At 47.6% G+C, this 26,346-nt stretch carries 30 protein-coding genes, 2 tRNA genes and 1 pseudogene; 20 read left to right on the top strand and 13 right to left on the bottom strand.

The annotated features are described in order from the left end of the window. The first annotated feature begins 76 nt into the window (after positions 1-76). Positions 77-1,720, top strand: a complete 1,644-nt coding sequence (locus tag U2F10_RS33180; RefSeq protein ID WP_163671310.1) for an ABC1 kinase family protein — start codon at positions 77-79, stop codon at positions 1,718-1,720. Between the two features lie 284 nt (positions 1,721-2,004). Further along, on the top strand, positions 2,005-2,721 hold the full coding sequence (locus tag U2F10_RS33185) for an HAD hydrolase-like protein (protein ID WP_490793219.1): 717 nt from the start codon (positions 2,005-2,007) through the stop codon (positions 2,719-2,721). Here the strand turns inward: U2F10_RS33185 and U2F10_RS33190 are convergent. Beyond that, on the bottom strand, positions 2,657-3,382 hold the full coding sequence (locus tag U2F10_RS33190; RefSeq protein ID WP_163671308.1) for a GUN4 N-terminal ARM-like repeat domain-containing protein: 726 nt from the start codon (positions 3,380-3,382) through the stop codon (positions 2,657-2,659). The genes U2F10_RS33185 and U2F10_RS33190 overlap by 65 nt on opposite strands. Before the next feature lie 122 nt (positions 3,383-3,504). Next, on the bottom strand, positions 3,505-4,164 hold the full coding sequence (locus U2F10_RS33195) for a response regulator transcription factor (RefSeq protein WP_163671307.1): 660 nt from the start codon (positions 4,162-4,164) through the stop codon (positions 3,505-3,507). A 535-nt stretch (positions 4,165-4,699) separates the two neighbouring features. On the opposite strand from U2F10_RS33195, the gene U2F10_RS33200 reads away from it, so the two are divergent. Further along, entirely contained in the window at positions 4,700-6,376 is a 1,677-nt protein-coding gene (locus U2F10_RS33200) for an EamA family transporter (RefSeq protein ID WP_499874461.1), read from the top strand. 86 nt (positions 6,377-6,462) lie between these two features. Here U2F10_RS33200 and U2F10_RS33205 read toward each other — a convergent pair. Beyond that, positions 6,463-6,549: transfer RNA gene (locus U2F10_RS33205), tRNA-Ser, on the bottom strand. Between the two features lie 108 nt (positions 6,550-6,657). On the opposite strand from U2F10_RS33205, the gene U2F10_RS33210 reads away from it, so the two are divergent. The 7 genes from U2F10_RS33210 (at position 6,658) to U2F10_RS33240 (ending at position 11,919) form a co-directional block, all read left to right on the top strand. Beyond that, positions 6,658-7,026 carry a 2Fe-2S iron-sulfur cluster-binding protein gene (locus U2F10_RS33210; protein ID WP_006518716.1) on the top strand — a complete coding sequence of 123 codons (369 nt, stop codon included), beginning with the start codon at positions 6,658-6,660 and terminating at the stop codon, positions 7,024-7,026. Positions 7,027-7,111: 85 nt separating this feature from the next. Next, positions 7,112-7,945 carry an inositol monophosphatase family protein gene (locus U2F10_RS33215; RefSeq protein ID WP_499874462.1) on the top strand — a complete coding sequence of 278 codons (834 nt, stop codon included), beginning with the start codon at positions 7,112-7,114 and terminating at the stop codon, positions 7,943-7,945. 138 nt (positions 7,946-8,083) lie between these two features. Then, complete coding sequence (locus U2F10_RS33220) at positions 8,084-9,040, top strand: J domain-containing protein (protein ID WP_499874463.1); 957 nt, start codon at positions 8,084-8,086, stop codon at positions 9,038-9,040. Between the two features lie 74 nt (positions 9,041-9,114). Beyond that, on the top strand, positions 9,115-10,323 hold the full coding sequence (locus tag U2F10_RS33225; RefSeq protein WP_163671303.1) for an ATP phosphoribosyltransferase regulatory subunit: 1,209 nt from the start codon (positions 9,115-9,117) through the stop codon (positions 10,321-10,323). Positions 10,324-10,453: 130 nt separating this feature from the next. Beyond that, positions 10,454-10,681, top strand: a complete 228-nt coding sequence (locus U2F10_RS33230; RefSeq protein ID WP_163671302.1) for a ferredoxin family protein — start codon at positions 10,454-10,456, stop codon at positions 10,679-10,681. A 132-nt stretch (positions 10,682-10,813) separates the two neighbouring features. Further along, complete coding sequence (locus U2F10_RS33235) at positions 10,814-11,101, top strand: HU family DNA-binding protein (protein WP_431732058.1); 288 nt, start codon at positions 10,814-10,816, stop codon at positions 11,099-11,101. Between the two features lie 377 nt (positions 11,102-11,478). Continuing rightward, positions 11,479-11,919, top strand: coding sequence for a hypothetical protein (locus U2F10_RS33240; protein ID WP_250565584.1), 441 nt, complete (start codon positions 11,479-11,481; stop codon positions 11,917-11,919). A 554-nt stretch (positions 11,920-12,473) separates the two neighbouring features. Here the strand turns inward: U2F10_RS33240 and U2F10_RS33245 are convergent. Together U2F10_RS33245 and psb34 are read right to left on the bottom strand one after the other, a co-directional pair. Beyond that, entirely contained in the window at positions 12,474-12,704 is a 231-nt protein-coding gene (locus tag U2F10_RS33245; RefSeq protein WP_163671301.1) for a photosystem II protein, Psb35-related, read from the bottom strand. A gap of 89 nt (positions 12,705-12,793) precedes the next feature. Next, positions 12,794-12,964, bottom strand: a complete 171-nt coding sequence (psb34, locus tag U2F10_RS33250; protein ID WP_163671300.1) for a photosystem II assembly protein Psb34 — start codon at positions 12,962-12,964, stop codon at positions 12,794-12,796. 440 nt (positions 12,965-13,404) lie between these two features. Here psb34 and U2F10_RS33255 point away from each other — a divergent pair, with 440 nt between their 5' ends. Beyond that, positions 13,405-14,193, top strand: a complete 789-nt coding sequence (locus U2F10_RS33255) for a formylglycine-generating enzyme family protein (protein ID WP_499869153.1) — start codon at positions 13,405-13,407, stop codon at positions 14,191-14,193. 97 nt (positions 14,194-14,290) lie between these two features. Here the strand turns inward: U2F10_RS33255 and U2F10_RS33260 are convergent, their stop codons facing one another. The 6 genes from U2F10_RS33260 to U2F10_RS33285 all read right to left on the bottom strand — a co-directional run bounded on the left by U2F10_RS33260 (position 14,291) and on the right by U2F10_RS33285 (position 17,502). Continuing rightward, positions 14,291-14,977: a hypothetical protein gene (locus U2F10_RS33260; protein WP_499874465.1), complete on the bottom strand. Its 687-nt coding sequence runs from the start codon at positions 14,975-14,977 to the stop codon at positions 14,291-14,293. Between the two features lie 333 nt (positions 14,978-15,310). Beyond that, positions 15,311-15,441 (bottom strand) — tRNA-OTHER (locus U2F10_RS33265). A 63-nt stretch (positions 15,442-15,504) separates the two neighbouring features. Continuing rightward, positions 15,505-15,885 (bottom strand): DUF5615 family PIN-like protein, encoded by a 381-nt coding sequence (locus U2F10_RS33270; RefSeq protein ID WP_499874466.1) that lies wholly within the window; start codon positions 15,883-15,885, stop codon positions 15,505-15,507. Beyond that, the gene (locus tag U2F10_RS33275; RefSeq protein WP_499874536.1) at positions 15,878-16,198 is read right to left on the bottom strand and encodes a DUF433 domain-containing protein; all 321 of its coding nucleotides are present in this window, start codon (positions 16,196-16,198) and stop codon (positions 15,878-15,880) included. The genes U2F10_RS33270 and U2F10_RS33275 overlap by 8 nt, the downstream gene beginning before the upstream one ends. A gap of 874 nt (positions 16,199-17,072) precedes the next feature. Next, positions 17,073-17,258: a hypothetical protein gene (locus U2F10_RS33280; RefSeq protein ID WP_499874467.1), complete on the bottom strand. Its 186-nt coding sequence runs from the start codon at positions 17,256-17,258 to the stop codon at positions 17,073-17,075. A 73-nt stretch (positions 17,259-17,331) separates the two neighbouring features. Then, on the bottom strand, positions 17,332-17,502 hold the full coding sequence (locus U2F10_RS33285; protein ID WP_023073944.1) for a toxin-antitoxin system HicB family antitoxin: 171 nt from the start codon (positions 17,500-17,502) through the stop codon (positions 17,332-17,334). 109 nt (positions 17,503-17,611) lie between these two features. Here U2F10_RS33285 and U2F10_RS33290 point away from each other — a divergent pair, with 109 nt between their 5' ends. The 3 genes from U2F10_RS33290 to U2F10_RS33300 are packed head-to-tail and all read left to right on the top strand — an operon-like array spanning position 17,612 to position 19,473. Continuing rightward, complete coding sequence (locus U2F10_RS33290; RefSeq protein ID WP_499874468.1) at positions 17,612-18,121, top strand: helix-turn-helix domain-containing protein; 510 nt, start codon at positions 17,612-17,614, stop codon at positions 18,119-18,121. Next, complete coding sequence (locus tag U2F10_RS33295) at positions 18,122-18,268, top strand: hypothetical protein (protein WP_156828454.1); 147 nt, start codon at positions 18,122-18,124, stop codon at positions 18,266-18,268. It abuts the gene before it with no gap. Next, entirely contained in the window at positions 18,265-19,473 is a 1,209-nt protein-coding gene (locus U2F10_RS33300; protein WP_499874469.1) for an endonuclease/exonuclease/phosphatase family protein, read from the top strand. Before U2F10_RS33295 ends, U2F10_RS33300 begins: the two co-directional genes overlap by 4 nt. Positions 19,474-19,775: 302 nt before the next feature. Here the strand turns inward: U2F10_RS33300 and U2F10_RS33305 are convergent, their stop codons facing one another. Both U2F10_RS33305 and U2F10_RS33310 read right to left on the bottom strand, forming a co-directional pair. After that, on the bottom strand, positions 19,776-20,177 hold the full coding sequence (locus U2F10_RS33305; RefSeq protein ID WP_499874470.1) for a PIN domain-containing protein: 402 nt from the start codon (positions 20,175-20,177) through the stop codon (positions 19,776-19,778). 84 nt (positions 20,178-20,261) lie between these two features. After that, positions 20,262-21,353 carry an ImmA/IrrE family metallo-endopeptidase gene (locus U2F10_RS33310; protein ID WP_499874471.1) on the bottom strand — a complete coding sequence of 364 codons (1,092 nt, stop codon included), beginning with the start codon at positions 21,351-21,353 and terminating at the stop codon, positions 20,262-20,264. Between the two features lie 60 nt (positions 21,354-21,413). Between U2F10_RS33310 and U2F10_RS33315 the strand changes: the two genes are divergently transcribed. The 6 genes and pseudogenes from U2F10_RS33315 to U2F10_RS33340 all read left to right on the top strand — a co-directional run bounded on the left by U2F10_RS33315 (position 21,414) and on the right by U2F10_RS33340 (position 26,339). Beyond that, entirely contained in the window at positions 21,414-21,641 is a 228-nt protein-coding gene (locus tag U2F10_RS33315; protein ID WP_499874472.1) for a DUF2188 domain-containing protein, read from the top strand. 56 nt (positions 21,642-21,697) lie between these two features. After that, positions 21,698-22,024, top strand: coding sequence for a DUF4062 domain-containing protein (locus U2F10_RS33320; RefSeq protein WP_499874473.1), 327 nt, complete (start codon positions 21,698-21,700; stop codon positions 22,022-22,024). A gap of 39 nt (positions 22,025-22,063) precedes the next feature. Further along, positions 22,064-22,993, top strand: a pseudogene (locus U2F10_RS33325) (IS5 family transposase); the annotation flags it as partial. A 125-nt stretch (positions 22,994-23,118) separates the two neighbouring features. Beyond that, the gene (locus U2F10_RS33330; protein WP_499874474.1) at positions 23,119-23,988 is read left to right on the top strand and encodes a hypothetical protein; all 870 of its coding nucleotides are present in this window, start codon (positions 23,119-23,121) and stop codon (positions 23,986-23,988) included. A 63-nt stretch (positions 23,989-24,051) separates the two neighbouring features. Beyond that, entirely contained in the window at positions 24,052-25,542 is a 1,491-nt protein-coding gene (tnpC, locus tag U2F10_RS33335) for an IS66 family transposase (protein WP_499870809.1), read from the top strand. Between the two features lie 32 nt (positions 25,543-25,574). Beyond that, positions 25,575-26,339 (top strand): hypothetical protein, encoded by a 765-nt coding sequence (locus U2F10_RS33340; protein WP_499874476.1) that lies wholly within the window; start codon positions 25,575-25,577, stop codon positions 26,337-26,339. The last annotated feature ends 7 nt before the right edge of the window (positions 26,340-26,346 follow it).

The following is a 26,346-nucleotide window of genomic DNA, read 5'->3' on the forward strand; positions in this document are numbered from 1 at the left end:
AACTCATAACTCATAACTCATAATTCTTATAACCCTTTGCTAGCATCAAACCGACACTACTTTAACGAAGGGCTGCATGTTAACGCCAAATCTTATTTCCCGCCAGGGTGAAATTGTGGAGGTGTTTTTACGCCACGGTTGGGATTATATGCGGCGTTTGCTGGTGGGTAAGGCTTCAGAAGAACCCGATATTCCGCCCCCGGCAGTGTTGCGAAATATTTTGACGGATTTAGGACCGGTTTATATCAAGTTTGGGCAGTTGCTAAGTACACGCCCTGACCTGGTGCCACCAGCTTATATCGAAGCGCTAAGCGCTTTGCAATCGACGGTGCCGCCCGTAGATGCAGCGACAATTCGGGTGTTTCTTAAGGAACAATTAGATCCAGATGTGGTGTTTTCAGAGGTGGATTATGGTGCGATCGCATCCGGGTCCATCGGCCAGGTCCATCGAGCCGTGCTCAAAAACGGTCAGCCCGTCGCCCTAAAAATCCAGCGTCCTGGTATCGATATACAGGTACGGAGAGACATGGCGCTGATTCGGGATATAGCCAAGCTGGTGTCTACCACCCAGTTTGGTCAGCGCTACAACGTGGTTGCCCTGGCCGATGAATTTAGCAGTGCCCTCAATGCCGAGCTGGACTTTACAACGGAGGCCACCTACACCGATCAGCTGCGTCAAAACCTGGCTAAAGGTCGCTGGTTTGACACCCATCAGCTGGCCATCCCAGAAATTATCTGGCCCCTGACCAAGCCCAAAGTACTCGTGATGCAATGGCTGGATGGGCAGCCCATTCTATCAGCTGCCATCGGTACCCATCCAGCAACATCTGAAACACCATCAGAAAGCCGTAACCTCCTCAGTCGGCTATTGTTTCGCGCCTTTTTCCAACAGTATTTTATCGATGGTTTCTTCCATGCCGACCCCCACCCGGGCAATATTTTTTATCTCAGCGATGGTCGCATTGCCCTCCTAGACTGTGGCATGATGGGTCGCTTAGATCCGCGTACGCGCACGACGTTGACCGAGATGGTATTAGCCGTGGTTAGTTCCGACGCCCAACGGTGTGCTCAGCTCACGTTGCAATTGGCAGAGCCGCTCCAGGATGTCGATTTAGCGAAGCTAGAATTTGACTACAGCCGCTTATTAGCCCGCTACTATGGCTTATCTCTGCAAAGCTTCAATACAGCGGCAGCCTTTGCCGAAATTTTAGAAGCAGGGACCCGTAATCATTTGCGTTGGCCCGCCAATATAGGTCTATTTACCAAGTCCCTGGCCAACTTAGAAGGCGTTGCCCGTCAGTTTAATCCTCAAATTAATCTGATTGCTGAGATTCGACCATTAATGGTCGATCTGTTCCGCCAGCAGCTGATTGGAGATGACCCCCTGCAAGCATTACTGCGAACGGGGCTAGAATTTCGTAACCTGTCCCTGTCCGCACCGCGTCAGTTTGGTTTCCTGCTCGATCGCTTAAGCGAGGAGACCCTGACTTGGAATGTCAATATCAAAGACCTCACTAACGTGCAGCGAAGTATCGAGCAAGCGGCCAACCGTCGTTCGTTTAGTACAGTAGTTGCCGCCCTGATTATTGGTGCTGCCATTATTTCCAGCAATCAAACCAATGTGCAGCTGCAATGGTTGAGTACCAGCCTCTTTGCCGCTGCCACCCTGCTGGGTATTTGGTTAATTATTAGTATTCTTCGCTCAGGTCGCTGGCGATAATAGTGATCCCCTGCTTAGGCTAAATCAGTTCACCACTGCTCTCAGTAGGATAATTTTTTGCCACAATAAAGCTTACCGGAGGCTACAGTGTTTATAGGTAGAGCATTTACACTGGTGACGACTGACTAAGGGACACCCTGGATATGGAAGGTTTATAGCCATCTATCTTGGCTTAGCATTTTCTTTAGCCATATTCTAGGTTTGGGCATAGATAGATATAGGACCGCCCCACTTCACCACTATTCCTTAACTACTTTCAAGACTGTTTTTTACACCACACCCGCGTGACCGTTCTCATTTTTGATTTTGACGGTACGATCGCTGACACATTGGAGACGATCGTTACTATTACTAACCGCTTGGCAGGCCACTATGGCTATCCGCAAACGACACCGGAGCGACTGAAATATCTGCGTGCCTTGAGTACAGCTGAGCTATTAGCGCAATCCAATGTGCCCCTGTTTCAAGTGCCGTTTCTGATGCGTCGGGTCAGACGCGAGCTGAATCAAGACATTGACTCGATTCACATCTTCCAGCATTTGAGTGATGTCTTAAGGGCGCTACAAGGGGATGGTCACACCATTATGATTGCCAGTTCCAATGCGCCTTCAACCATTCGACCATTTTTAGAACGTCACGGTTTAAGCCAGGTGTTCAGTCAGGTCTATGGCAACATTGGCCTGCTGGGTAAGGCCCGCAGCCTACGCCGTATCATGCGTCGTCATCGCCTAACATCTGAGGAGATCCTCTACGTGGGTGATGAAACACGCGATATTGAAGCCGCCCATTGCCAAGGGGTGGCGGTGGCGGCTGTGAGTTGGGGATTTAGCGATCGCACCGCCCTTGAAGCCCAGGGACCCACGTTTCTAATCGATACCCCAGAGGATCTATATCGAGCAGTTGGTGAGTTCCATAGAAGTCAGCGACGATTGTTCTTTATGGGGTCCAAGCGGGGTGAGAGAGCAGAAACTCCATCATACGTACCCCACGTAGCTGATTAGAAAGTGGCAAATGCCCAACGGGAGCTGACAAATCCCAGACAAACTCACCCGGATAGCGAGTCCAAATATTGTCAGACTTCCAAGCTAGCTTTTCCCAAAGCCGGTTCCAATCCTGGTTGAGACCGAGCCACAGCTCTCGTTGTTTTGAGAAACCAAACCGATCTTCTGAATACACGCGCCACAGCTGATCAATGGTGTGTAGATCAACCACAGGAAAGCTATCTACCTCAGTAAAATAAACCCACTTCCGCTGCACAGCAGCCGGACCAGCCAGTTCACAGAGCTTTTGTAACGTTAAGCGGTCCGCTTCTTCAAATTCTTGGGCAATCAACAATGCTTGCAATGGCTGATAGTCGACCCCCTTGTCAGAGATTGCTGGCACAACACCATTGGGATAGGCTTCCGCTAAAAAGGTTTGGGCTGCAACGGAATCACTAGTGCTGAGTACCTGATAGGTTTTACCAGTAGCGACCGAGGGTTCGCTAGCCTCTTTGAGGAAGCCCATGAGGACGGCAACGCCAGAGTCACCAGCACTGATTAATTCTGTGACGGCACTTAACTGGCGCTTTAAGTTATTAGAGCGGAGTTGTTCGGCAAGCTTAGCCGTTTTGTCATCGTCCATCGGAATAACCGTTGGAGAATCAGCGGATGCATTAGTCATGTTGGGGCATCTACAACACCAGACTCTGGCGTTGTTTTAAGCGTTTTTTTATAATGAGCCAAATCTCAGGCTACCTCACAATGTCTTAGCAGCACAAGATAAAACAGGTTAGTTATAACTATTTATTTGGATTCGTCAGAAGCGGGTCGATAGCCATTTTCAAAGGCATAGCGAATTAGCTGGGAGCGATTTTCCAACGATAGCTTGCTCAAGATATTGCTCAGGTGAGTTTGGACGGTCCTAGGGCTGATGAACAAATGTTCACCGATCTGTTTATTGGTAAAGCCCTGAATAACTTCCCAAAATACCTTTTCTTCGGCAGGGGTTAACGGCAGAGGTTCTGGCGGCGGTGGTTGAGCTGACTCTGGCGCTGGCATCTGCTGTACCAGACGAATAATTTCAGCATGCATGCGCCGGGAACGTTCCAGCTGAGCATCAATTTTGGCAATCAGCTCCTTAGGATGGAAAGGCTTAACGATGTAGTCATCGGCACCTTTGGAGTGGCCCTGAATCCGGTCATCTAATTCACCACGGCCCGATAGGAAAATAAAGGGAACGAGTTGACCCGAACGAATTTCCCTGAGCTTGGTACAGAACTCATAGCCATCCATCTCAGGCATCATCACATCTGAGACAACGAGGTCGGGTTGGTCTTGTTCAAATAAAGCTAGTCCTTCCGTGCCAGAGGATGCATGGCTCACTTGAAAGCCTCGCTCTCGCAGATAGCGGGTCAACGCAGACCGTAGTGTAATGTCATCATCAACAATAAGGATTTTTTTCATCCTGATGTCAGCTGCCTCAGAATACTTGCTAAACTTTTGAACCGAACGCCATGGGCATGTATAGCGCAACTTTATTTTATCAATCCTACAACTCCGAAACTGGATTACATGTCCTGCATTACAGATACGCCATACTTTTGCAATGAAACTTGTTTTGGATCAACCCACGGCAAAGAAGCGCTTATAAACGATTCTAAAAAAGATGACCTTATAGATTGTTAGTTAAGCTACGCATATCTATTACGGTCAATATGATGCCCAAAAGTTCTAGAATGTGCTGCGGTTATGGCTCAGGATTAAGATTCTCTAAGTGTTAAATAGGACCTGTATTCCCAAGTTTAGATGTTGTGATGCTTTTTGGATTGGATGCCGTTTTTATTAAAGCGATTGTTCCGTTATCTTTGGTTGCCTGGTACAGTGTCGACACCAATACGAAACTTGGGTATAAAGCAGGGTATGGCTTCGCTCGGGGTGATATATAGGTGGCATATAAAAGGTTCCTGTCGTCGGTGAAGCATAAATAAGAGGGAGCAACATGGGTGAGTCTGATAGCCAGGGCAGGAATGACCCACTACTGCAATCACTGGATGATGACTTTCAAGCATTGCAGCGGCACTTCGCTGATCAACTGGCTAAAGATATTGAATATTTGCAGTCGGAAAAGCAGCGCCTGATGAGCGATCTGGATGCGCTGCGTGTAGAGTACGACCAGCTTTATATTGACTATCAATCTCTTAAGAATGAGTCAGAGGTTGCCCTATCTACGCGAGAGTTGTCTCAGCAAAATGCCTGGGCTAAACGACTGGCTCGTGTACTCGCTCAAAACCTCCGCGATGATCTCCATGCCTATGTGACTAACTCATCAGAATTACCCAATCCCAGCCAAGACTGGCTGCATGCTTTGGATGACACGCTCAATCGCAGTGTCAGAGCGCTACAGCAAGATCTCAGCAGCTATCAGAGCGCCATTGCTCAGCAGCTGACACGTATGCAAGCTATGGAGCAGCAAGGGGAAGTCATTCTAGAGAGTCTGGTGGCGCGTATTAGCGATCAGTTGGGCAATTATCAGTTGGGGCAAGCGCCAACCCGTGCCGGTACTACACTCCCGAGTGGGTTAGATAATCGCCCCCTGAGGGATGGCAGTGATGTTGTTGGGGGGCGTGCCTATGTAGAGCGTCCTCGCCTTGATCAGGTGGTCGGTGCTACCCGTCGAGTGGTGCCATCCTACGATGGCCAGACTATTGGCCCTGCTCCCGTTTTGGTGGATGAACCAAAGCGCGATCGCACCTTAAAAAAAGGCATGGTGCTCTGTGGGATCGCCACCCTCGGCTTTAGCGCAATAACGGTGCTAGTGGGGGCACTGAGTCTGGGAGCCAATGCGTTTGACCTGGTGTTGACCGGTCTTGACACCTTTAATTTCTTCAATGCCAACACCCTGCTATGGCTACAGTTAGTCATCTTGATACCGATTTTGGCCCTGTTAGCCCCCCAACTATATCGCTCAGTTTGGCGTGATGTTGGTCAATCGATCCGCTCAAGGCCACGACTTTTTGCCCTGGTCGGCGGCGGTGTCTTTTACTTTTTTGCCCAAGTTTTTTTGTTTCAAGCAGCGGCGACCTTGGGGCCAGCAGTGGCAGCGCCACTGTTGTTTTCCTATCCACTATTGGCAGTACCGCTATTGTGGTGGCTTAATGGCGATCGCCCCAATTTGTTGAGAAGCGTGGTGATGTTGGCCATTGCCATGGGTGTGGTGTTAATTCTGCGTCCTTTAACGCTGGCTAATGCCGGACCTGCCCTATTGTCGGCAGTCGCTTTTTCTTTGTATGTAGTTACCAATAGCCTCAACAGTCGCCAGAGCCACCCCATCTCGGCTGGCCTGATCCAGCACTGCATCATGGCTATCCTGAGCAGCATTATTCTATTAATACGCCCTATGGCCGTGACTCAAGATCTCACCGGTCAGTTTGTGCTAGGTGGTTTGGCCTTAGGTTTGGTGGCTGGTGTTAGTTACTTTTTCCACTACACGGGCTTAAGGCTCGTGGGGGGTTTACGGACAGCCCTAGTCGCTGCGGCTACCCCGATTGTGACTGCCCTGCTGGCGATATTCACGCTCATTAACCAGCCTTCTCTACAGATAATTCAGTGGCCTGGCATTATTCTTATTACCCTTGGCGGCATGACATTAGCGTTGGATCGGCTAAGTCGACAGTAATTGTTTACAGACAGTAATTGCCTACGATTGTCTACAGAAATTGCCTGCAGATAACTACTAAGCAAATTTAGATAAAATTTAGACAACGGAGAGAGAGGGATTCGAACCCTCGAATGAGTCACCCCATTACAGCATTTCCAGTGCTGCGCCTTCGACCACTCGGCCATCTCTCCAGGGATATTTTGGCCACGAGGATTAATTCCTTGTAGCCAAAGTATACTAACAGAAAGTGGGACGTATTTCATGGGACGATTGCAAGGCACCGCTTCTTTTTTTGTTCAATGACCCAAACTCACAATATTTCTATCCATCACCGTCAGAAAAATTGCCATTACACAGCGCAAGTGCCTGACGATCACTACATCTTACATACAGCAGAAAATCAGGGTGTGGATCTCCCCTTTTCCTGTCGGAATGGCGCTTGCACTACCTGTGCTGTGCGAATCTTGTCCGGGGAAGTGGATCAGCCAGAAGCCATGGGCCTATCTCCCGCTTTGCGAGAAAAAGGGTATGCCCTTCTCTGTGTCAGCTATCCTCGTACCGACCTAGAGGTTGAAACCCAAGACGAAGACGAAGTCTATGAGCAGCAGTTTGGCCGTTACTTTGGCAAAGGTAAGGTGCGGGTTGGCTTGCCATTAGACGATGATTAGCGAAGACGGACATCGCTGCCTTTATCGATTCCCAAGAGCCGCATTAGAGCATCAGAGCCCGACCCCATAATTCCTAAAACCACCCATGAGCACTACCCCTGCCCCCGAAGACTTGCGGCGTTTTCTCGATGTCGCCACCGAAGCAGCCATGGCTGGTGGTGCTGTTTTGCAGAAATATTGGGGCAATCTGTCATCGGTCCAAGAAAAAGGACGGTCCGGCGATCTGGTGACTGAAGCAGATCGGGCGTCTGAAGTAGACGTACTGAACGTGATCAAACGTCATTTTCCTGACCATGCCATTTTGGCCGAAGAGTCTGGTCAACTTGGGCAGCGTGATAATCGTTTTCTCTGGGCCATTGATCCGCTAGATGGTACCACCAACTATGCCCATCAATACCCTCTGTGTGCGGTTTCCATTGGTTTACTGGTGGCTGGGGTGCCCACGGTGGGTGTGGTGTATAACCCAATTCTGAATGACCTCTATCGGGCCGCCAAAGGATTGGGTGCGACCCACAATCGTCAGCCCATGCAAGTATCGGCGACGGCTCAGCTGTCAGACAGTTTATTGGTGACCGGATTTGCCTACGATCGTAGAGAAACTAGTGACAATAACTATGCGGAATTCTGTCACTTAACCCATCTCACCCAGGGTGTGCGTCGAGGAGGGTCGGCATCCATTGATTTGGCCCATGTGGCCTGTGGGTGTTTGGATGGCTATTGGGAGCGGGGGTTATCTCCCTGGGACCTGGCAGCAGGCGCTGTCCTAGTGGAAGAAGCGGGTGGACAATTAAGTGCCTATGATGGCAGTCCCTTTGATATTTATTCCGGTCGATTGGTGGCTACCAATGGCCCGTTGCACCAGCTGATTATTCAGGAATTGGCCAAGGTACAGCCACTGCCGCAGTTTAAGCCAGCATAATGCCTTCATATTTCTAATCTTCATATTTATGAGTTTTTCTAGACACAATCTGCATATGTTTGGCGTCAATCCCATCACAGGTATTAAATGCCAAGACGAATAAACTAAAATAAGTTGTCACAAACAGCGATCGCAAAGATGCAGGTAAACCGCGGACTATTCAAATTAGATCTAGTCGACCACCACGCAATTTTAGGGGTGCCTCTAGATGCTGATGCGAAGCAGGTGAGAAAGCGTTATCTCAAGATTGCGCGTAAGCTACACCCCGATAGTTTGCGAACTGCCACTGACGAACAGAAGCAGCAGGCTAGCGAATTGTTATCTAAGCTGGTCAACCCAGCCTATGAGGTCCTCAGTCAAGAAAAGTCCTCAGTGGAACATAAGGTGAGTTTGAAACTCAAGGGGCAGCAGCTCCAATCTCAGCCGTCTTTGCTGGCACTTTCCACAGATCACCTTAAGAAAGTTGCCAGTAGTAACAATATTGAATATGCCTATAGTAATGCTCTAAAACCGTTGGCTCTTGAACAGTATGAGTCCCTGGAGGATGTCGTTGATGCCATCGGTGAGATTAGCGAACTCAACGCTATTTATGTAATGCGCCAGGGGGGGGCTCCTGGTCAAATTGAGGCGGGTAAAGACCCCCAGCCCCCCACCCAAGAGGGTGGAGTGGCTGCCAACGATGAAAGCTCAGTAACGGTGATGTCTTCCCGTGAGCGTCGTGCCCAGCTGATTGAAAGCTTTATCAACCGGGCGAAGGAGTTTGAGTATAAGGGAAATTTCTCAAGGGCAATCATTGAGTTGAGAGAAGCCGTTAAAGCCCATCCTCAAAATCCCAAATGCCATGCTGAGCTAGGACGAATGTACATGCGTAGTAAGCAACTCACAATGGCCGGTATCCACGCTAAACGAGCGCTAGAGTTAGAACCCGGTAACGAGATGGCCACCGATGTGAAAAAGAAACTAGATACCTACAATAGGCGAAATCCTCCCCCGGATGCTCCTTCGACTGGTAAGCGCCCCAGTAAGGGACCTAAAAAGCCCAGTGGTGGCAGTGGCCTGTTTGGTGGTTTGTTTGGCGGCAAGAAACGTAAGTAGTTTGGAGCGCTAGTCTGTCATCCCCTTAAAGCTTTAAGCTGGTATAGCACTCAGAAACCGCAGCTAGTAAAGCTATGACCTACCAACCCCCCACGGGTGGACGCGATCTCTTCCCGGTAGATGTAGCGCAAAAGCGCTGGATTGAAGATCGTATTGAGGCCGTTTTTCAACGGTGGAGCTATCAACGGATTATTACGTCGACCGTTGAAAGCATGGATACACTGATGGCGGGCGGTGCGATTCAACAGTCTGAAGTGATCGAGCTCAACAGTCGAGGTGAACGATTGGGATTGCGACCTGAGCTTACAGCGTCGATTGCTCGGGCTGCAGTTACCCGCATTAGTAACTACCCCCAGCGGCTTTATTACCATGCCAATGTGTTTCGACGGTCGTCCACGGGTAGCCAGGGCGGGCAGCATGAGGCTTACCAGGCGGGGGTAGAGTTGTTGGGCGCGAGCGGCTCCCTGGCCGATGTAGAAGTCTTGCTGATTATGGCCGATTGCCTGAAGGCATTAGGGCTGGAGCATTGGCATTTGTTATTAAGTGAAGCGAGTTTGACCAGCTCGTTGCTAGAGCCGTTTCCGCCTGGGGTGCGGCAGCAGGTGAAGGTGGCGATCGCAAATCTAGACCGGGTCACCTTAGAAACCCTATCTCTATCCAATGATCTGAAGGCATTAGCCCTCAATATCATGGATTTACGCGGGGAGCCCCGTTCAGTGCTGACTAAAGTTAGCCAGCTTGATCTCAGCGCTCAGCAACGACAGAGCGTCAGCTCTCTAAAGAATCTGATTGACCTGTTGGAAAACACCCTAGAGAATCCGCCTCGGCTCGTGCTCGATCTGAGCCTAATGCAAACCTTTGAATACTACACAGGTGTTGTATTTGAAGCGGTGGTCCGCACCGAGCATACCTGTGAAGTGGTAGGTCAGGGGGGCCGCTATGATAACTTACTGAGCCTCTTCCACCCTGACCACAAGTCCTATCCAGGTGTGGGCTTTGTGCTCAATGGTGAAACCCTACAACAGATTCTGCAACCACACTTACCCGCTGTAGTGGCCGAGAGTGAGTGGCTAGTGGTTCCCATTAACCACTCAGCTGCCGCAGCTGCCATTACCCATGCCCAAACCCTGCGGCAGACAGATACCCTTACCCGAGTAGAGCTGAGCCTGGATCCATCCCTACCCGAGGATCAGCTACGTCAATTTGCTACCGAATGTAAAGTTGCCAATATTGCATGGGTATCAGCTCAAGGGGATGTCAAGGTAGAGAAGTTGACCGATTAACCCTAACTCACCCAGCACTCAGTCCAATCGCCCTTTAAGATAAACAAATGTAACTATTTATCCGTAGATCCTTCAAGTCTGTTGCCTGGATAGATGTACGTTTTTAAGAACAATTATTCCAAGGAGCGCCGTGGCCCATTCTATTGTTACTGACGTTTGTGAAGGCGTTGCTGATTGTGTTGATGCCTGCCCTGTAGCCTGTATTCACGAGGGTCCCAAGAAAAATAAGAAAGGGACTGACTGGTACTGGATCGACTTCGATGTGTGCATTGATTGTGGTATCTGTCTGCAGGTTTGCCCCGTAGAAGGCGCGATATTACCTGAAGAAAAACCTGATTTACAGAAAACCCCGGTTTAATTTGAGCTAATGTAGGCTCAGTTTAAAAAACGAAGGCGTTTATGATGCGGAAACCTCTGTATCATGGACGTTTTAGTTGATTTAGTACTTGTGTTCGATTTGGACCTGTGCTAAAAATACCTGGAAGTATTGATTTCTCTTGCTATGAACAAAGGTGAACTGTTAGATACTGTGGCTGAAAAGGCCGGTGTTTCAAAGAAGGTTGCAGATGCTGTTGTATCCGCAACCATTGATTCCATTATGGAGGCTGTTTCCGGCGGTGATAAGGTGACCCTAGTGGGGTTCGGTAGCTTTGAACCTCGCGATCGCAAACAGCGGGAAGGTCGCAATCCCAAGACTGGTGAAACTATGACCATCCCCGCGACAACAGTACCTGCCTTCTCTGCAGGTAAAGCATTCAAGGAAAAAGTTGCTGCCTAAGATAAAAAAATCCGATTCAGGTCAAAGGCTGTAGTCTGAGACCAAAGCTTCAGTTAAAACGGTGTAGCTATTAAAGCTATACCGTTTTATTTTGGCTAAAACTCTCTTCAGCCATGGGCTGCGCATATAGCTATTGCTATTTATAGCGTTCAGCAATACCCGATGTTGTGAACTATGGGTACCAATCCATAAATTCTGAGCCAGCATTCAGAGGGCTACTAGATTGAGCACAGTAGAAAGAAATGCTTAAGCTTGATTCTCATTCATATCAAGTTGTTATGTTTTGACGCTTTATGGGCATTTTGGGACGAACTGGGGTAGCCAGTGTTGCTGTCCTAGTTTGTGAATCTGATATGAGTTCGGAGTGCACTATCCCTATGCAGCATCTAGAGTACGTTCAAGTGTTCCAGGACAATAGACCCATAGCAGCAGGGGTAAAATTACCGTCAGGTCAGTTTGCCCTCAGCTGGTTTGGTCTTTGTCATAGTCATGGGGTGTTTCCTAGCTTTGAAATCTTTAAGGCAATGCAGGATAAACGTCCTGGGCGAACTGTTGAAACAATGGATGTCCCTTTAACCACAGCCGGCTATGCGAGAACGTTCTATCTACAGCGTAATGAAGACTGGAGCGGTATCAGTGGTACAGGCTTAGTGGCTGTAGGGTTTGAGTTTGATCGTTGGGTGATGCTCCACTGGCTTGACCCCCACGGCTCTACATTTTGGTATGAGAGTGTTGCCATGGTAGAGCGCGTTCATGGTCACGAAGGGCGAACAGTCATTGCCCGATGCTTAACTCCCAGCATGAGCCACGCCCGATAATGTTTGTCGCCACCTCTCCGCACTGCCCCCGCTCTGTGATACCTGCGCTCCTGTATATCGCGACTATTACTCCTCCACAGGGGGCATGGCAACAAAGCCAAGAATAGTCTCGGAAAGCTTGTCAGCCATTACCAGAAGGCCTTGATCATCAGGGCGTACCATCCCTTCCCAATGTCTACTGTCTTGACTTAGCTCAAGTTGAATAGGGGCATTGTTGATAAAAGTAATGCCATTCTCTCACCGTAGACAAACTCTACGAATCGTTGAGGAATTTCTGTGACAGGTTGTTTTGGGCCAGTTAGAAGAACTTCTGTAGAGACCTAATATCCTTGCTTAACCTTATGGCTAATCAGAATACTCACTGTAGTGAGTCCAAGGAATAAGACTAGCCAGGCTCACTTTTTCTACAATGTCATTGCTCCAAGGCGACTACCTCAGATCATAAATTAAAGGTTGTTTGACATTCTGTAAAAAGTTAGGGCATTAGCCCAGGAAATCTCCTGTTTGCTAATGCCCTTCAAACTAAACTTTAGTGAAACTTGAAATTAGCATAATTAGCTGTTAGCAGCTTTGCTAGTGTAAGCATCACCACCAAATTGATAAACACGTTCGTTGAAATCAGTTTCCCGACCGGTGACCAGCTTGGCCAGATTCTCAAAGCCTTCAGAGTTCCAGTTGCGTTCGTGGATAGGCTTAGACTGCTCTCCGAAGAAGTAGGCTTGGGTTCCAATAATGGATGCGGCTACCCAACCAACAATAATGACAGCTAATAAGATACCAAACATAATTTTGTCTCCTTACTTGAAAGTGTGTCGTGAAGTAGTCAAGCGTTGACTATCAATCACACGTTGACTATCAATACTGTTTACGTGATCTAGCTAACGCCTAGTGCAGTCAGCATCAGTACGCTGATCAGTAAGACGGCTATACCCCCCTGGAGCATGTAACGACGCTGTTGCTCAGGTGCGGGATAGGAAGCTAGATACATTTCAGGCTCTGTGGCGTAGTTATTGAGCTGCCCGGATTCGTTAATGGTGGTGTACATAATGCGATGTCCTTTAAGTGGCTGTTCTTATGTAAATCAATGTAACGCAAATTATTACAAATTGCAAATTAACTTGACAAAAATGCTTTTGTTAGAAATTTGCATCAAGGCTATGGATTGACGTGCAACATCGTGGCAAGCCAGGCTCACTGCTTTAGATGGGTAGCTTGCTAGGTATTGACTGGAATTTAAGGATTGCTGTTATGGCTTGTAGCGTGCTAAACAGTGCCAGCCGTCATTGAGCGATCTCATTCTTGTCTAGGCATACCCCGTGCTAGCGAATAAAAATCGCTTTTACCGATCCTCTGCGGTATTGGATTGTTTTTCCCGATTGCGTCGTTTACCCGCACAATTTGCCAGCATCGAAAGTATCGATGATGTCTTCTCGATAAAATATAAGTAGAGCAATATAAGTAGAGCAAAAACTAACTGCGTGGCCAATGAAGCAACAGAGCCATCAAGAAACGCTTAGTGAAGAGCAACACATCTCCCTCGAAATGCTGTTGATTCCTTCTGGAAAATTCCTTATGGGCTCTCCAGATGAGGAATTGGAGCGTACTGACTTTGAAAGCCCTCAGCATGAAGTCATGATTTCTGCTTTTTTTATGGCGAAGTATCCTATCACTCAAGCTCAGTGGAGATTAGTGGCAGCCATGCCTCGTCATCATCACACTCTCTATGCAGAACCATCTGATTTTAACGGTGATCATCGACCTGTTGAAAAGGTCTCTTGGGATGACGCGGTGGAGTTTTGTTCTCGACTCTCTGTTTATACAGGTCGTTCCTATCGACTGCCAACCGAAGCTGAATGGGAATATGCCTGTCGAGCTGGCACAACAACTCGCTTTGCGTTTGGTGACCAAATCACACCTGATCTAGTAAACTACCGTGCTCCTAAAAAATATCCATATGGTCCCAAAGCTCAATACTCTCCTGGAACAACTTCAGTAGATCACTTTGATGTAACCAATGGTTTTGGTCTCAGTGACATGCATGGGAACGTTTATGAATGGTGTCAGGATCATTGGCACGAGAACTATAACAATGCCCCTACGGATGGTAGTGCTTGGCTGCTGGATACGGAGGAAAGAATATCCCTTCGTGTCATACGTGGAGGCTCATGGATTTATCGTCCTAATAAGTGTCGGTCCGCTAATCGCAATTATTTTGGGTCAATGGGCCGTACCCGTAATATTGGCTTCCGGGTCGTATACTCATCTCCTTTCTGAGCCAACGCCCCTGGTGGCGGCAGTGTCCCCCATTTTCTGGCATATACTGCGAATTACATCATTAATTCTGAGCAGTCTTCAGAAACAGAAACCTTACTCACTTTTTACGTTTCAGGCTCAGCCCTAATAACGGCAAAATTGTCATGCCAACTAAACCGAGAGGCTCGGGAACAGACGTAGGACCGTCCTCCACAAAATCATCGGTCAGGAAAAAAGCTGCTTCTGAATCAATATTTACCCACTCCCCACCGTCCCGTCGGCTATGAGCATTTCCAGGGGTACCAAAGGGAGAAGACCAGGCCCAATTCTCATTTCTAATCGAAAGCCAGTACGTATCATTCGGGGTGAGTTCTAAAGCTGGAATCCTAGCCGAATACTTGAATACAGGATCAAAGCCGGCTAGACCGCAACAACTCAGTTCAGTCTCTTGTTGTCGTCCCACATCACCGAGATTGAGTGAAAAGAAGGGAGTAGGTCCAGGGGCCGCATCCTCCTCATAGATTTCAATCGTAAAGTTATCTACTTCTGGAATTTCATTGTAGGTGCCAAACCAATGAATATCCGTAATAATGTTGTTGCCGTCACTTAAGCGGAAATCATCGGCTGCTGAAAGGCCAAAATTAAAATCGCTTATTAGCGCATTAGTTACACTCCCCCTGTCGAGGAAGCCATTATCACCCAACACGCCATTATCAAAAATTACGCCTGCTTGAGCTTGAGTTGAAAAACCACTAGCCGTAGCTACTCCAAGAGCAGCTAGGCCAAACTTTATTAGTCTTTGCATTGTTTTGCAGTAAATAGCAACTGTATGGAAAGACGAACAAGCATTCTTGATGGTTCCATTACAGGATTGTCTATTTTTAATCGGGCTTAATGAATTCAGATTTGGTGTTAGCAGGTCGGTGGCCACCTTTTGCACATCGAACTTTGAGGCAGCTGCACTCCGCACTTTATAAACCTTTGCAGGTAAAGGGTTAGGTTGGTTTTCACCCTTCCTTAAGCTTGCCCCAGAACGGTACCCATAACAGTGCATCAATCACCTGTTTTTAGGCCAAAAAAGCTGCGTTGAGGAGGTCTGTCTCGGTTTGTTTCAAAGGCCAAAACCCTTGCTATTAAACGGAGAGGGGGGGATTCGAACCCCCGATGAATCGAAGCCCATAATAGATTTCGAGTCTATAAAGGTGGTGATTGAAAGCCTTTATAGACAAGGGTTCTAGGTTTTAACCTAGTTTGTTTCCCAGAACTTCCCTCAAAGTAGTCTATTATGTAGCGCTGGTTTTCTGAGCTGAGTGGGGTTGAGTGGCTGTGAGGTTAGTATTCGCGGATGGTGAAGATCTGCTGGCTGGATTTGGGTTGGTTTTGCTTTAGAACCCTTATGAGTCGGTTTGTAAGGCTGGGTTGGTTTTCTAAATAGGTGTGTAGAGTCTGGACTTGGTCTGTGTAGTTGCGGTCGTCTTTGCAAATTATGATGCCGGTGTGTTTGGTGTTTTTTCGCTGGAGGTCGATGAAGTCCTGGCGGTTGAGGGTGATGACGACTCGGTTATTTTTGGTGGCGTAGGTGAGGACGTCTGCGTCGGGGATGCCTTGGTTGGCTTGGTCTGCGTCGTAGGAGGTGAGGACGTCGTAGCCGAGATTGCGGAGGAGGACCACCATGTCGATGGGGAAAGTTTCGTTGGAGTAGAGATCAACCATGGGCTAGGTCGTCTTGGATGATTTGGTCGATTTCGGTTTGGTTTTCTTGGTAATAGGCCCAGGCGGCGTCGAGGTCGGCGGGAATAAGGCTGGGGTAGTTGCGGAGTAGTTCTGTGGAGTCGGCTCCTTGTTGGTGGAAGGATACGAGGGTCCAAACGGGAATGCGGGTGTTGCGGATGCGGGCCTGGCCGCCGCAAACGCCGGGGGTTTTTTGGATGCTGCGGGCGTGGAGTTTGGTGCGCAGCAGCTTATTTTCCTCGGGGCTGAGGGATTCGATGACTTGGATGAGGGAGTCGATCAGCTGGGTGTTCATGGGATACTCCGCAGCACTGGTTTGGTTGGGCGTGTTGCTATGTATGGCTTTCAAATGATAACGGGATTTTATGTTTATGGTGTCTGGGGTGCTGGTGGTTGAGTCTGTGGTCCATTGGGGCCGACTTCTAGGTACCATTCGGGGTGGTTTTGGATGGCGGTGCGGACACCTTTACGGCAGGTGGGATTTTGCCAAAGCATCTGGTAACGCTGTAGGCGCTGGTCTGGGGTTTCCTCATTGGGGGGAATGGGGGTGAGACGTTGTTCAACTTGGCGCTGGCTTTCGAGCCATTGCAGGTATTCGGTGTAGAGGCGATCGCCGTATTTACGAATCCAGCCTTGAGCAGCGCTTTGTTTGGAGGCAGGCGGATCAGGGAGTCGGGGGATTTTTTGTTTTATGACGAACGCGAAAAAATCGGGGTCGTCCTCGGCGGAAAAGTCTAACCATTGCTGAGGTCCGGGAAGTGATGCCTCACCCGTTTGAGGGTGCTCTGGTGCATTTGGGGATAACGTGATGCCTTCGATATTGGGCTGCTCTAGCTCTGGGGAAAGCGAAGCGATTTTCTCTCTCTTTTTAAAGAAGAGTTGGAAGGAAGTTGAGAAGGATCTGGGGAGTTGGGAAATGATTGCTGGGCTTCGGTTTTGGCGGCTGACTGTGTCTGAGTTGTCTCAGGGTGTGTCAAATTGATCACTCGGGGTGACAGGTTTGTCACAGGTGAGTCAATTTGACTCAGGGTGGGAACCCGTAGGTTGACGCTGCCTTTGATATGTTCTTCTAGCTTGCCATTGGTGATCAGTTCGGCTTTGGCGCGGTAGAAGGTGCGACGGTTGATGTGCCATTCACGGCAAAACTGGGAGACGTTTTCGACGCGGAATCACCAGCCTTGTTTTCTGAGGGCAAGGATGAGGTGGTAGAGGTACCCGGCGGGGGTGTAGAAGTGGTCGAGCCAGTTTTGGTGAACGGCTTCTGGGGTAAGTCTGAGATGTGAGCGGGTAGTGCTTTTTGCAGGCTGCAGACTATGTCCTCCGTCGTAGGCAGTCGGAGAATTTTCTGTCATCATGGAAGTAGTTAATTTTACGGATGCCCCAAAGCTGTGCAAGACGTGGGGCATTTTTTATTGTTTTTGCAGATAGCTAGGCGGCTCGTTCTTGGCGGTTGAGCAGAGTTTCGAGGGCTTCTTCGATCAGGTCCGAGAGTGAGCGTTTTTGTTGGATTGCACTGATTTGTGCCCGTTGCTTGAGCTCGGGCGTCATGCGGATGGTGAGGTTTTGCCGAGGGGGCTTCGGCTGAGGAGCGCTTTTCATGACCGACACATAAATCTAATTTGTTTGACTTATCGATCATGTTAATAATGAGTGATTATTTAGTCAAGCAATTATGTGATGTCTGGCTTTATTATTTGGAGGTTAATCATTGAAAGCTCGTAAAAAGTCGGCTGTAGCGTTTGTGGACGAGGGTTTTTTGAAGCGATTGAGTGAGGTGGTGCACGAAATTCGTGGCGACCAATCGCAGCGGCAGTTTGCGCGGAAGATGCAGGTGTCGCAGTCTACGGTGCAGCAGTGGGAGAATGGTCGGAATGTGCCGAGTTTGGAGAATCTGGAGAAGATTGCTCGGTTAAAGGGGATGCTGGTGGAGGATTTTATTGCTTATTTGTATGGCCGCAGTCATGGGCCGACGCGGACTGACATCATGGCGCGGATTGGGGTGATGCAGCCTCAGGACTTTAGTCAGATTTTGCACATTATTGGGGACCGGATTGCGCCGCCTGCTGAGGAGAAGCCGCCGGGAAAGCCGAAGGCCAAGGGTAAAAAAGCATCCGCTAAGGAAGTGCGGGTGCCGTTGGTGCTGGAGCAATATCGCGATCAGGATAAATCTGAGTCTCGGGCGATGGCTGCTGATATTCGTGATTCGGATAATTCTTAGATGCTGGGTATCTCTTGGTTGCCACTGCTATGGGGCTGGGATAAGCGGTTTGTGACTAGGCATATTTTGGGATTGCGATCGCAAGTCAATACGCTGTCTTATGGCGTTACCAGTAGCAAACATTTTGATGTAGAGAATCTGCTATGACCTCGGAGTTTACAGCTGAAGAATGGAATCGGATTAATGCTGTATTCGCGGCAGACCCTACTAAGTATGGTTTTCCTAAACGCATCTATGGGTCAGTGCTGCTGGCTTCTTTCAATATTCGTAAGTTAGGCAAACGGAGTAAGCGTTCTGCCAATACCTGGAAGTTTCTTGCGACGCTCTGCCGTCAGTTTGATTTACTGGCAGTTCAAGAAATTATGGATGACCTGGAAGGATTTAATTATTTGCGCGAGCTGATGGGGCCAGATTTTCATGCTGTGGTCTCAGATCGTACGGGTGTTTTTCCCGGTGAATCTGGCATGGGGGAGCGTCTGGGATTTATTTATAACACCCGAGTCATCGAGCGGGGGGATGTGGTCTCTGATATTTCATTTGACCGCAGTAAGCTGATCAAGACCGTTATTGATAACTACGATGTCCTGCGGGATGAGTTGTTGCCTTATTTGCAATATCTCGATAAGCACAAAGCCTGGCAACAGAATCAGGTGGGTGCAGAGCCGAAACCGCCTAAGGTGCAAATTCCTGTTTTTCTGTCATTTATTCGACAGCCCTTCTGCGCTAGCTTTCGCATTGTCGGCCATCCGGGTACTGAGCCTTACAAGCTGATGGCGATCAATGCTCATCTTTACTTTGGTGAGTCGGTTACGGACCGGCGGCAAGAGTTTGATGCTCTGATGGAGTGGATTCTTGGACGAGTGGAGGAAAAGGATACTGCCTATTACCCTAATTTTGTGTTGATGGGAGATCTAAATCTCGACTTTGACAATCCGAAGACAGACCGTGAACGGATTACTGCGCATATCAAAACGTTTAATGCGCAGGGAAGAACATCGGATTCAAGAGCTAATGTGTATTTCCCGTTTTTAGATCCTCATCCTGTTCACAACCAATTGTTTAGAACCAATGCTCGTCTGAAGGAGACCTTTGATCATGTTGCTTTCTTTAGCCATGATGAGCGTTTGCCTCAGTCAGTTCAGAAAGAGGTGATGGGGGCTCAAGAGCGTGGTCCTGATTATGGCATGGTGAACTTTGTGCAGTTGTTTAATGATGCTCTGAATGACCAGCCGTTGCAGGAGTTAACGAGTGCTGAAAAGGCGGTGTTTTATAGGAAGTTTGAGCATGAGGTGAGTGATCATATGCCGATTTGGGTGAGGCTCCCTTTGCCGGATGCATTTTTGCATGATTAGGCATTGGCTAGCTGGATAGAGTGGAGCGATATCGGGCGATAAGCGCAGGATTTGGGAGGAATTTAAGGGAGCGAAGCCTACGTTGTGGACGGGGTGGGTGGTTTGTTAGTGGGAAGGATATAGAGTTGCGATCACAAAGCCTATCCAGTGAAGAATTAAAAATGGATAACCTTGCTAGTGGCGACAACGGAGCCACGGGCAATCGGGCAATCAGCGAAGTCGACTGGGTTTAAGGGCTGTTTGTAGCTTTGCTAGTGGCAGCCGGTTTTGGTTGAGTTAGGTTGGGTTGCGATTGCACTTCCTCAGCTACAACCTAGAGTATCCTTCAACTGGTTGATAACTTGTTTTGGTAAGCGTCGGTCCAGATTACTGAGGGTTTCCAACCATTGGCAGAGTGTTGCTGGTGTTGAGAGCTTGCGTTGATAGGCTTCTTGAATAACCCATAGGGTGCCGTGGACTGTTACGTTTTGCTGTTGGCAAAGCGTTCGGAGTGGTTTCTCATTTGTTAGGAGTAGACGTCTCTGAGTTTTGGCATAGTAAAAGTTCAGTAGGTCAGGGATGCTTAGATTGCCTTGTCGATAGGCTTGTGCTGCTTGCAACCATTCGACCTTAGTCTCAATAAGCTGAATCCCTGCTTCTAGAATTTTGGCTATTAAATCAGGCTGTGAGGGGTGAGCGCACTCTTCTAAAACAACATCAAGCAACTTCTACTGTCTCTAATTGACACAGAATATCTAGTCCCTGTACGTGCCCGAGGTCGATTAAAACATTGGCATCTGACAGTAAAATCAATCGCCGTTTTCCTCCATCCAGTTTGCTAACTGTTGGCGAATATCCATCAGATCCTTGTCTAGTACTTCGGCGGCTCTTGATACTGTGAGTTCTTCTCTTAGTAAGGCTAGAAATACTAGCCTCTCTAATCGTGTCAGATGCTCAGGAGTTGGTAGTTTAGGTTTTTCGTTGACGCCATATTTTTTCTTGAGTACACCGATTTGTTGTCCCTGTTGCTTTTTAGTAATGAGACCCAGCTGCCCTGCTCTATACAAAATGGTCATCAGGCTAACGCCATAACGGAGTTTGATGTCTGCAAGAAGCGGTTCAGGTATCCAACGGTTTCGATAGGCGCGTAGTTCTCGATAAATGATGTCACGAGAAAGTAAAATGGCCCCGGCTATGTGGTTGGCCGCTTTCTCGCGTGAATCGTTTTTACGGGTTTGGTTATGGGGTTGATGGTATTCCTGACGATGGAAGATTAGATGGCCTAGTTCGTGTAATGCGGTGAAAAACTGGCGTTCAGTCGGGTGATTGGCATTAACAAAAATGACGGCTCCAGTCGTTTCAGTGTAGGCAGAGAAGCCAGAGATGGTTTCTGGCAAAGGATACAAAATGATTTTTAGTCCCTTAGCTTCTAGCAACGCCAGGACATCTCCTAGGGGATAGGTTTCACCCACACCTAACCAGTCACGGATTTCCTTGGCGACTTCTTCAACGACATCCTCGTTATAGCCGGTCAGTGGTCGCATTTCTGGCAGTGTGGGGACTTCGCCTACAATCTGCTCAATTGTGGAATAGTCTACAGACTTTTGAGTGAGGTGGGCTCTTAGGGTAGGCGTCAACATAGAGGGCTGGTCGGCACGAAACATAAGTCCCATACCTGGAGCTGGTTCAGAGGTTGCAGATTCTTCCGTAGAGCCAATCAGTAGTTCCAGAGCAATACCCAAAGTTTTGGCAACTTTAGAGAGTTGAACCAGCGATACAGTGCGTTCTCCCTTTTCCCAAGCTGCAATGGTTTGACGAGTTACACCCAGGGATTCACCCAGTTGATCTTGGGAAAGCCCCTTTTGCTCTCGATAGATTTTTATGGAGTTAACATTTGTCATCTAAAAATATTGGCTATAATCGATATATATGTTAAATAAACATAACATTGGAGGTGTTTTATGGCTAAGGGTAAAAACCAGCATATTGTCCCTCATCCAGAGGGATGGGCTGTTAAAGCTGCAGGCGCGAAGCGAGCTACTCGGGTTACTCAAACTCAGCAAGAAGCTATTGATATTGCTCGGTCTATTGCTACTAACCAGCAGTCTGAGATGATTGTGCATCGAACTAACGGTCAGATTAGACAAAAGAATAGCTATGGTAATGACCCTCATCCACCTAAGGGGTAATAGAATTCGCGCCAAGCTCTATGACCAAAGATTAATATTTTCAAGAAGTTATCACGATGGTTAGTAACCACTCTATTCGACGTATACTTACAGTCTTTTTAGCTTCTCCTGGAGATCTTTCTGAGGAGAGAAAATATGCTAGGAAAGTTGTCGATAAAATAAATCGTGTCATAGCTTCGTCCGTTGGTTGGCAAATAGATCTGAAGGGATGGGAAGATACTTTGCCTGGAACGGGAAGGCCTCAGGAGATTATTAATGCAGATGTTGACTCATGCGATCTTTTCTTGGGAATGCTCTGGGAGCGATGGGGATCTTCAACAGGAAAATACTCTTCAGGTTTTGAGGGGCTTTGGTGCGTGAATAAAGAAGTTGCGGAGCCGTAGGTGCCGGTAAAGTGTAGTTACCACACAAACACGGTACCGATGAAACGCACCTACAAACTCCGCAACTGGTCTGAGTATAACGCTGCTCTGGTAAAGCGAGGAAGTCTGACGTTATGGCTCAGTGATGAGGTGATTGCCGAGTGGAAAAACACTCAAAAGACTGGTAAACCAGGGGCATCGAAAGACTATAGCGATTTAGCCATCCAAACACTCTTGACCTTCAAAGTGCTCTATGGACTGGCCTTACGTCAAACCATTGGCTTTGCAGGGTCTATCTTTGAACTGATGGATGTATCGGTAGACTTACCGGTGCATACAACATTGTCACGTCGTCAACAGACATTACCGATTGATTTACCGATTCAGCCGACCTCTGGCAGTCGTCATGTGGTGGTTGATAGTACGGGCATTAAAGTGTACGGAGACGGGGAATGGAAAACCCGGCAGCATGGGGTGAGCAAACGTCGCACTTGGCTCAAACTCCATTTGGGTGTCGATGAGCAAACCGGAGAGATTCTGGCTGCCGTAGTGACTTCGAACGCCATCACTGATGGCGAGATACTCCCGGACATCCTCGACCAAATTCCCGATGAGATTGACCAAGTGAGTGCCGATGGGGCGTATGACCGCACCTACTGCTATGACGCCATTGATGAGCGTGATGCAACGGCAGCGATTCCCCCTCGCAAAGATGCCAAAATTTGGTTTCATGGCAATCGCAAACAGGCCCCGCATCCACGAGATGAAAACTTACGAGCGATTCGCAAACAGGGACGGTCTACCTGGAAAGAAGAGATAAACTATCATCGACGGTCTTTGAGTGAAACCATGATGTATCGACTCAAAACTATGTTCACAGGTGAGGTGTCTGCACGAGGGATTGAAAATCAAACGACAGAATTACTGTTGGAATGTTCTATTCTCAATCAGTTCACCCACTTAGGAATGCCCGATAGCTATCCTATTGAAGCCCAAGATCGATATCCTAGAGGACCGATCTGTCTACCAAAATATTCACGCACCAAAGCCGTTTTGAGGAAGAGTTTGGATATGCAAGGAAGAGGTATTATCAGAGTGGATTTCCGACTATATGGTTGTGCTTTAAAGAAATAGAAGCTAGGCGTCTTGAAGATCCAGGAGAACAGTTAAAGCAAGTTCTGGCTTTCCGTGAACAACAAATTCAGGCAAAAGAATTTTTATTTAAAACCTTTGATGATTCAGCAGACTGGCGGGATAAGTTAGATGAATGGCTTTTAAAGTATGTACTTGATCTTGCTAAAAAAGCATCTGATGAAGAAAGGCAAGAGTCAAGCGCGCAAACTCAAAATACAGTTATTGATGCTTCTTCTAGTGATTTGAGTGGTTTGGAATCTGCAGAGCCACATGTTGCTGCAGCTAAAGAACAGTTACTAGATTTGACTGATAATGTTCGTCAATTTATAGAGCCATCGACCTCTAAAGAGAATTTAAGTTGGCTGGAAATAGCCAGACTGAGCTTATTTTCTAAAAGCATGGTGATTAATCACTATGAAGATGAATGTTTTACTAATCATGAGATACATCTTATTTATCAGTATAGAGAACAAATAGAAGTTAGTGGTGACGAAGTATTGCCATTAATCAAAACAATAGTCAATGATCTGGCTAAGGTTAAGGCAGGATGGTATTGGTTTAAGGATTCGAATGTAAGTAATCTTTTATTTTATGTAGCCTCTAAAACCCAAGATTCTAATCTTCTAAAGCAGATCTTAGATCTTCTAAAAAAGACAGATATTTGTTTGACTTCAGATAATGATAAACGTTCTGAAATTCGAAAGTTTATTTTGACTACAGAATCATCAGAAAATAAAATCGATTGGCTATCTTATCTAGGTTCAACGGGCACAATTGAAGACTTACCAATAGCAAGCAGTGCTTGTCATGATGATTATGCATCAGTTAGAGCTGCAGCTGATGAAGCGTAACCGTCCCAGGAAAATAAAGAAATCTTAGGGTCCGTCGTACGTGAGCTTCGCTAAGTTGGTGGCATGAGTGAAGAGATCGAAATTGCTGGAGTCAAGGTACCAAGAGCGGACTGGGAGGCAACCCCAGCAAGTATCCGTGCATTGGTGCTGGTTCTTAGCGAGCGCTTGAAGCAACAAGATGAGCGTTTAAGCCAGTTAGAAGAACGATTGAATCAGACCTCACAAAACTCATCAAAACCCCCTTCGAGTGATGGATTCAGCAAGCCTTCAGACGGTAAAAAGAAATATAAAAAGCGGTCTCCACTAGGCCAACCAAGATCGTCACCCCGTCAGGCTCGTAAACTCAAACCCAGCGACGAGTGTGACCAGGTGCATGACGTGATGCCGTCGACGTGTGCAGACTGCGGTGCACCGTTGAGTGGTCACGATAGTCATCCCCACCGTCATCAAGAAATCGAACTACCGCCGATGGAGCCAATGGTGATTGAATATCGCCTGCATCAACTCAGTTGCGGTGTCTGTGGTCAGGTTACCCGAGCGGCTTTACCGCCAGGGGTATCGCCCTTGGGCTATGGGGAACGATTAAGTGCAATCGTGATGCTGTTGAGTGGCCCGTATCGTCACAGCTATCGTCAAGTGTGCGCGCTCATGGCGGACCTGTTTAGCGTTCGTCTCTCTCGTGGGAGTGTCGGTCGCTTGCGCAATGAAATGAGCGACGCCCTCAGCGTACCCGTGGCCGCTGCCAAGGACTATGTTCACACCCAGCCAGTGCTCCATAGTGATGAAACCAGTTTTCCTCAAGGGAATCGGGATGGTCGAAATCCCAAGCAGACGAAAGGATGGTTATGGGTGTTGGTGACACCCCTAGTGAGCTTTTTTGAGGTTGTTCTGAGTCGGTCTCAGAAGACCGCAAAAGGTCTGATTGGTGAATCCTATGAAGGTATCGTGGCCTCTGACCGCTACAGTGCCTATAACTGGATTGCGTTAGACCATCGGCAAGTGTGTTGGGCTCATCTCAAACGAGACTTAACAGCAATGACAGAGCGTATGGGTGTTTCTCACGAGATTGGGAAAGCGTTGCTGCGTCGCCAGCGTCGGCTGTTTCGGTGGTGGCATCAACTGAAAAATAACACGTTGTCCCGTGAGCAGTTTATCCGTCAAGTCACCCAGCTACGGCAAGGATTCAAAACGACGTTAGAAGAGGCTGCTTCACTACCGATTGACCCTCATGAAAAATCTCCGTTGGCGAAGACCGTCAGAACCTGTCGTCGGTTGCTCAAGGTCGAACCTGCGTTATGGACCTTCGTTGCCATCGGAAATGTTGAACCCACCAATAATGCGGCTGAAAGAGCCTTGCGGCCAGCGGTGATTTGGCGGAAAACCAGTTTTGGTTCTCAAGCTCAACACGGTAGTCAGTTTGTTGCACGCTTGTTGACCGTCACTGCCTCGCTCAAGGCTCAGGGCAGAGATATGCTTGATTTCCTCGCTCATGCCTGCTTGGCTGCACGAACTGGAAAAGAGCCTCCTTCGTTGATTCCACAAGATCAACGCTAGGGACGGTTACGGAAATATTAGATTATAAGAGATTGAAACATAAGGATTTACTGAAACTCTATGACCAAGTGAAGGATATTTCAGCTGAATCAACTCAAGTAACAGGGATCTTAGATTCAAAGTCTTTCGATGAATTTAAGGAGACAATTATTGAGTTACTGGCCCAGCTGGAGATTACGAAAAAGTTTTTCGAAGAACATATAAAATATGATTTCATTGCAGCGGCCCTATCAGGACTTGTTTTATATGGAAACCCTGGGGATATTATATGGGGTAGAAAATATTTGGAGCTAAGAAAGTTTACCGAATTTGGGGAGCTTCTTCAAATTAGCGCTATTAAGCTTGTAGAGCTTTATGGCGATCAATCTGATATTGAAGTATTAATTAAAGTCTCAGAAAGCACCTATGGGGATATTTCAAGACTGGCTGCAAAGGCAGCAATTAAGTTATCACCTGGAGTCAAAGGTGTTGCTTCTAGCCTGTTATCAACTGAGAGATCAGATTTAGCTTTTATTGCTGTTGATTCGTTTAATAGTCAAGATAAGAGTGAAGCATTTGAATTGTTAGAGCCAATGCTTGCGCAAGATAATTCTGCTTTCAGGTCCTGTGCTTTGCTATACTTTCTCAAGTTTAGCTCTGCAGAAGAACTGGAAGGATTACTTAATAGATATATGCAAAACAGATATCACTATAGTGTTGTTTGTATGATAGATAGAATTCTTTATTCACCTTCACCGTATAAGGAAATGTATCTAAATGAGTTTGAGTCAGAAATTAAAAACACATATCTCAGATAGTACACTA

Origin of the sequence: Leptothoe sp. EHU-05/26/07-4, assembly GCF_043421015.1 — a bacterium.
GTDB lineage: Bacteria > Cyanobacteriota > Cyanobacteriia > Phormidesmidales > Phormidesmidaceae > Leptothoe > Leptothoe turfae.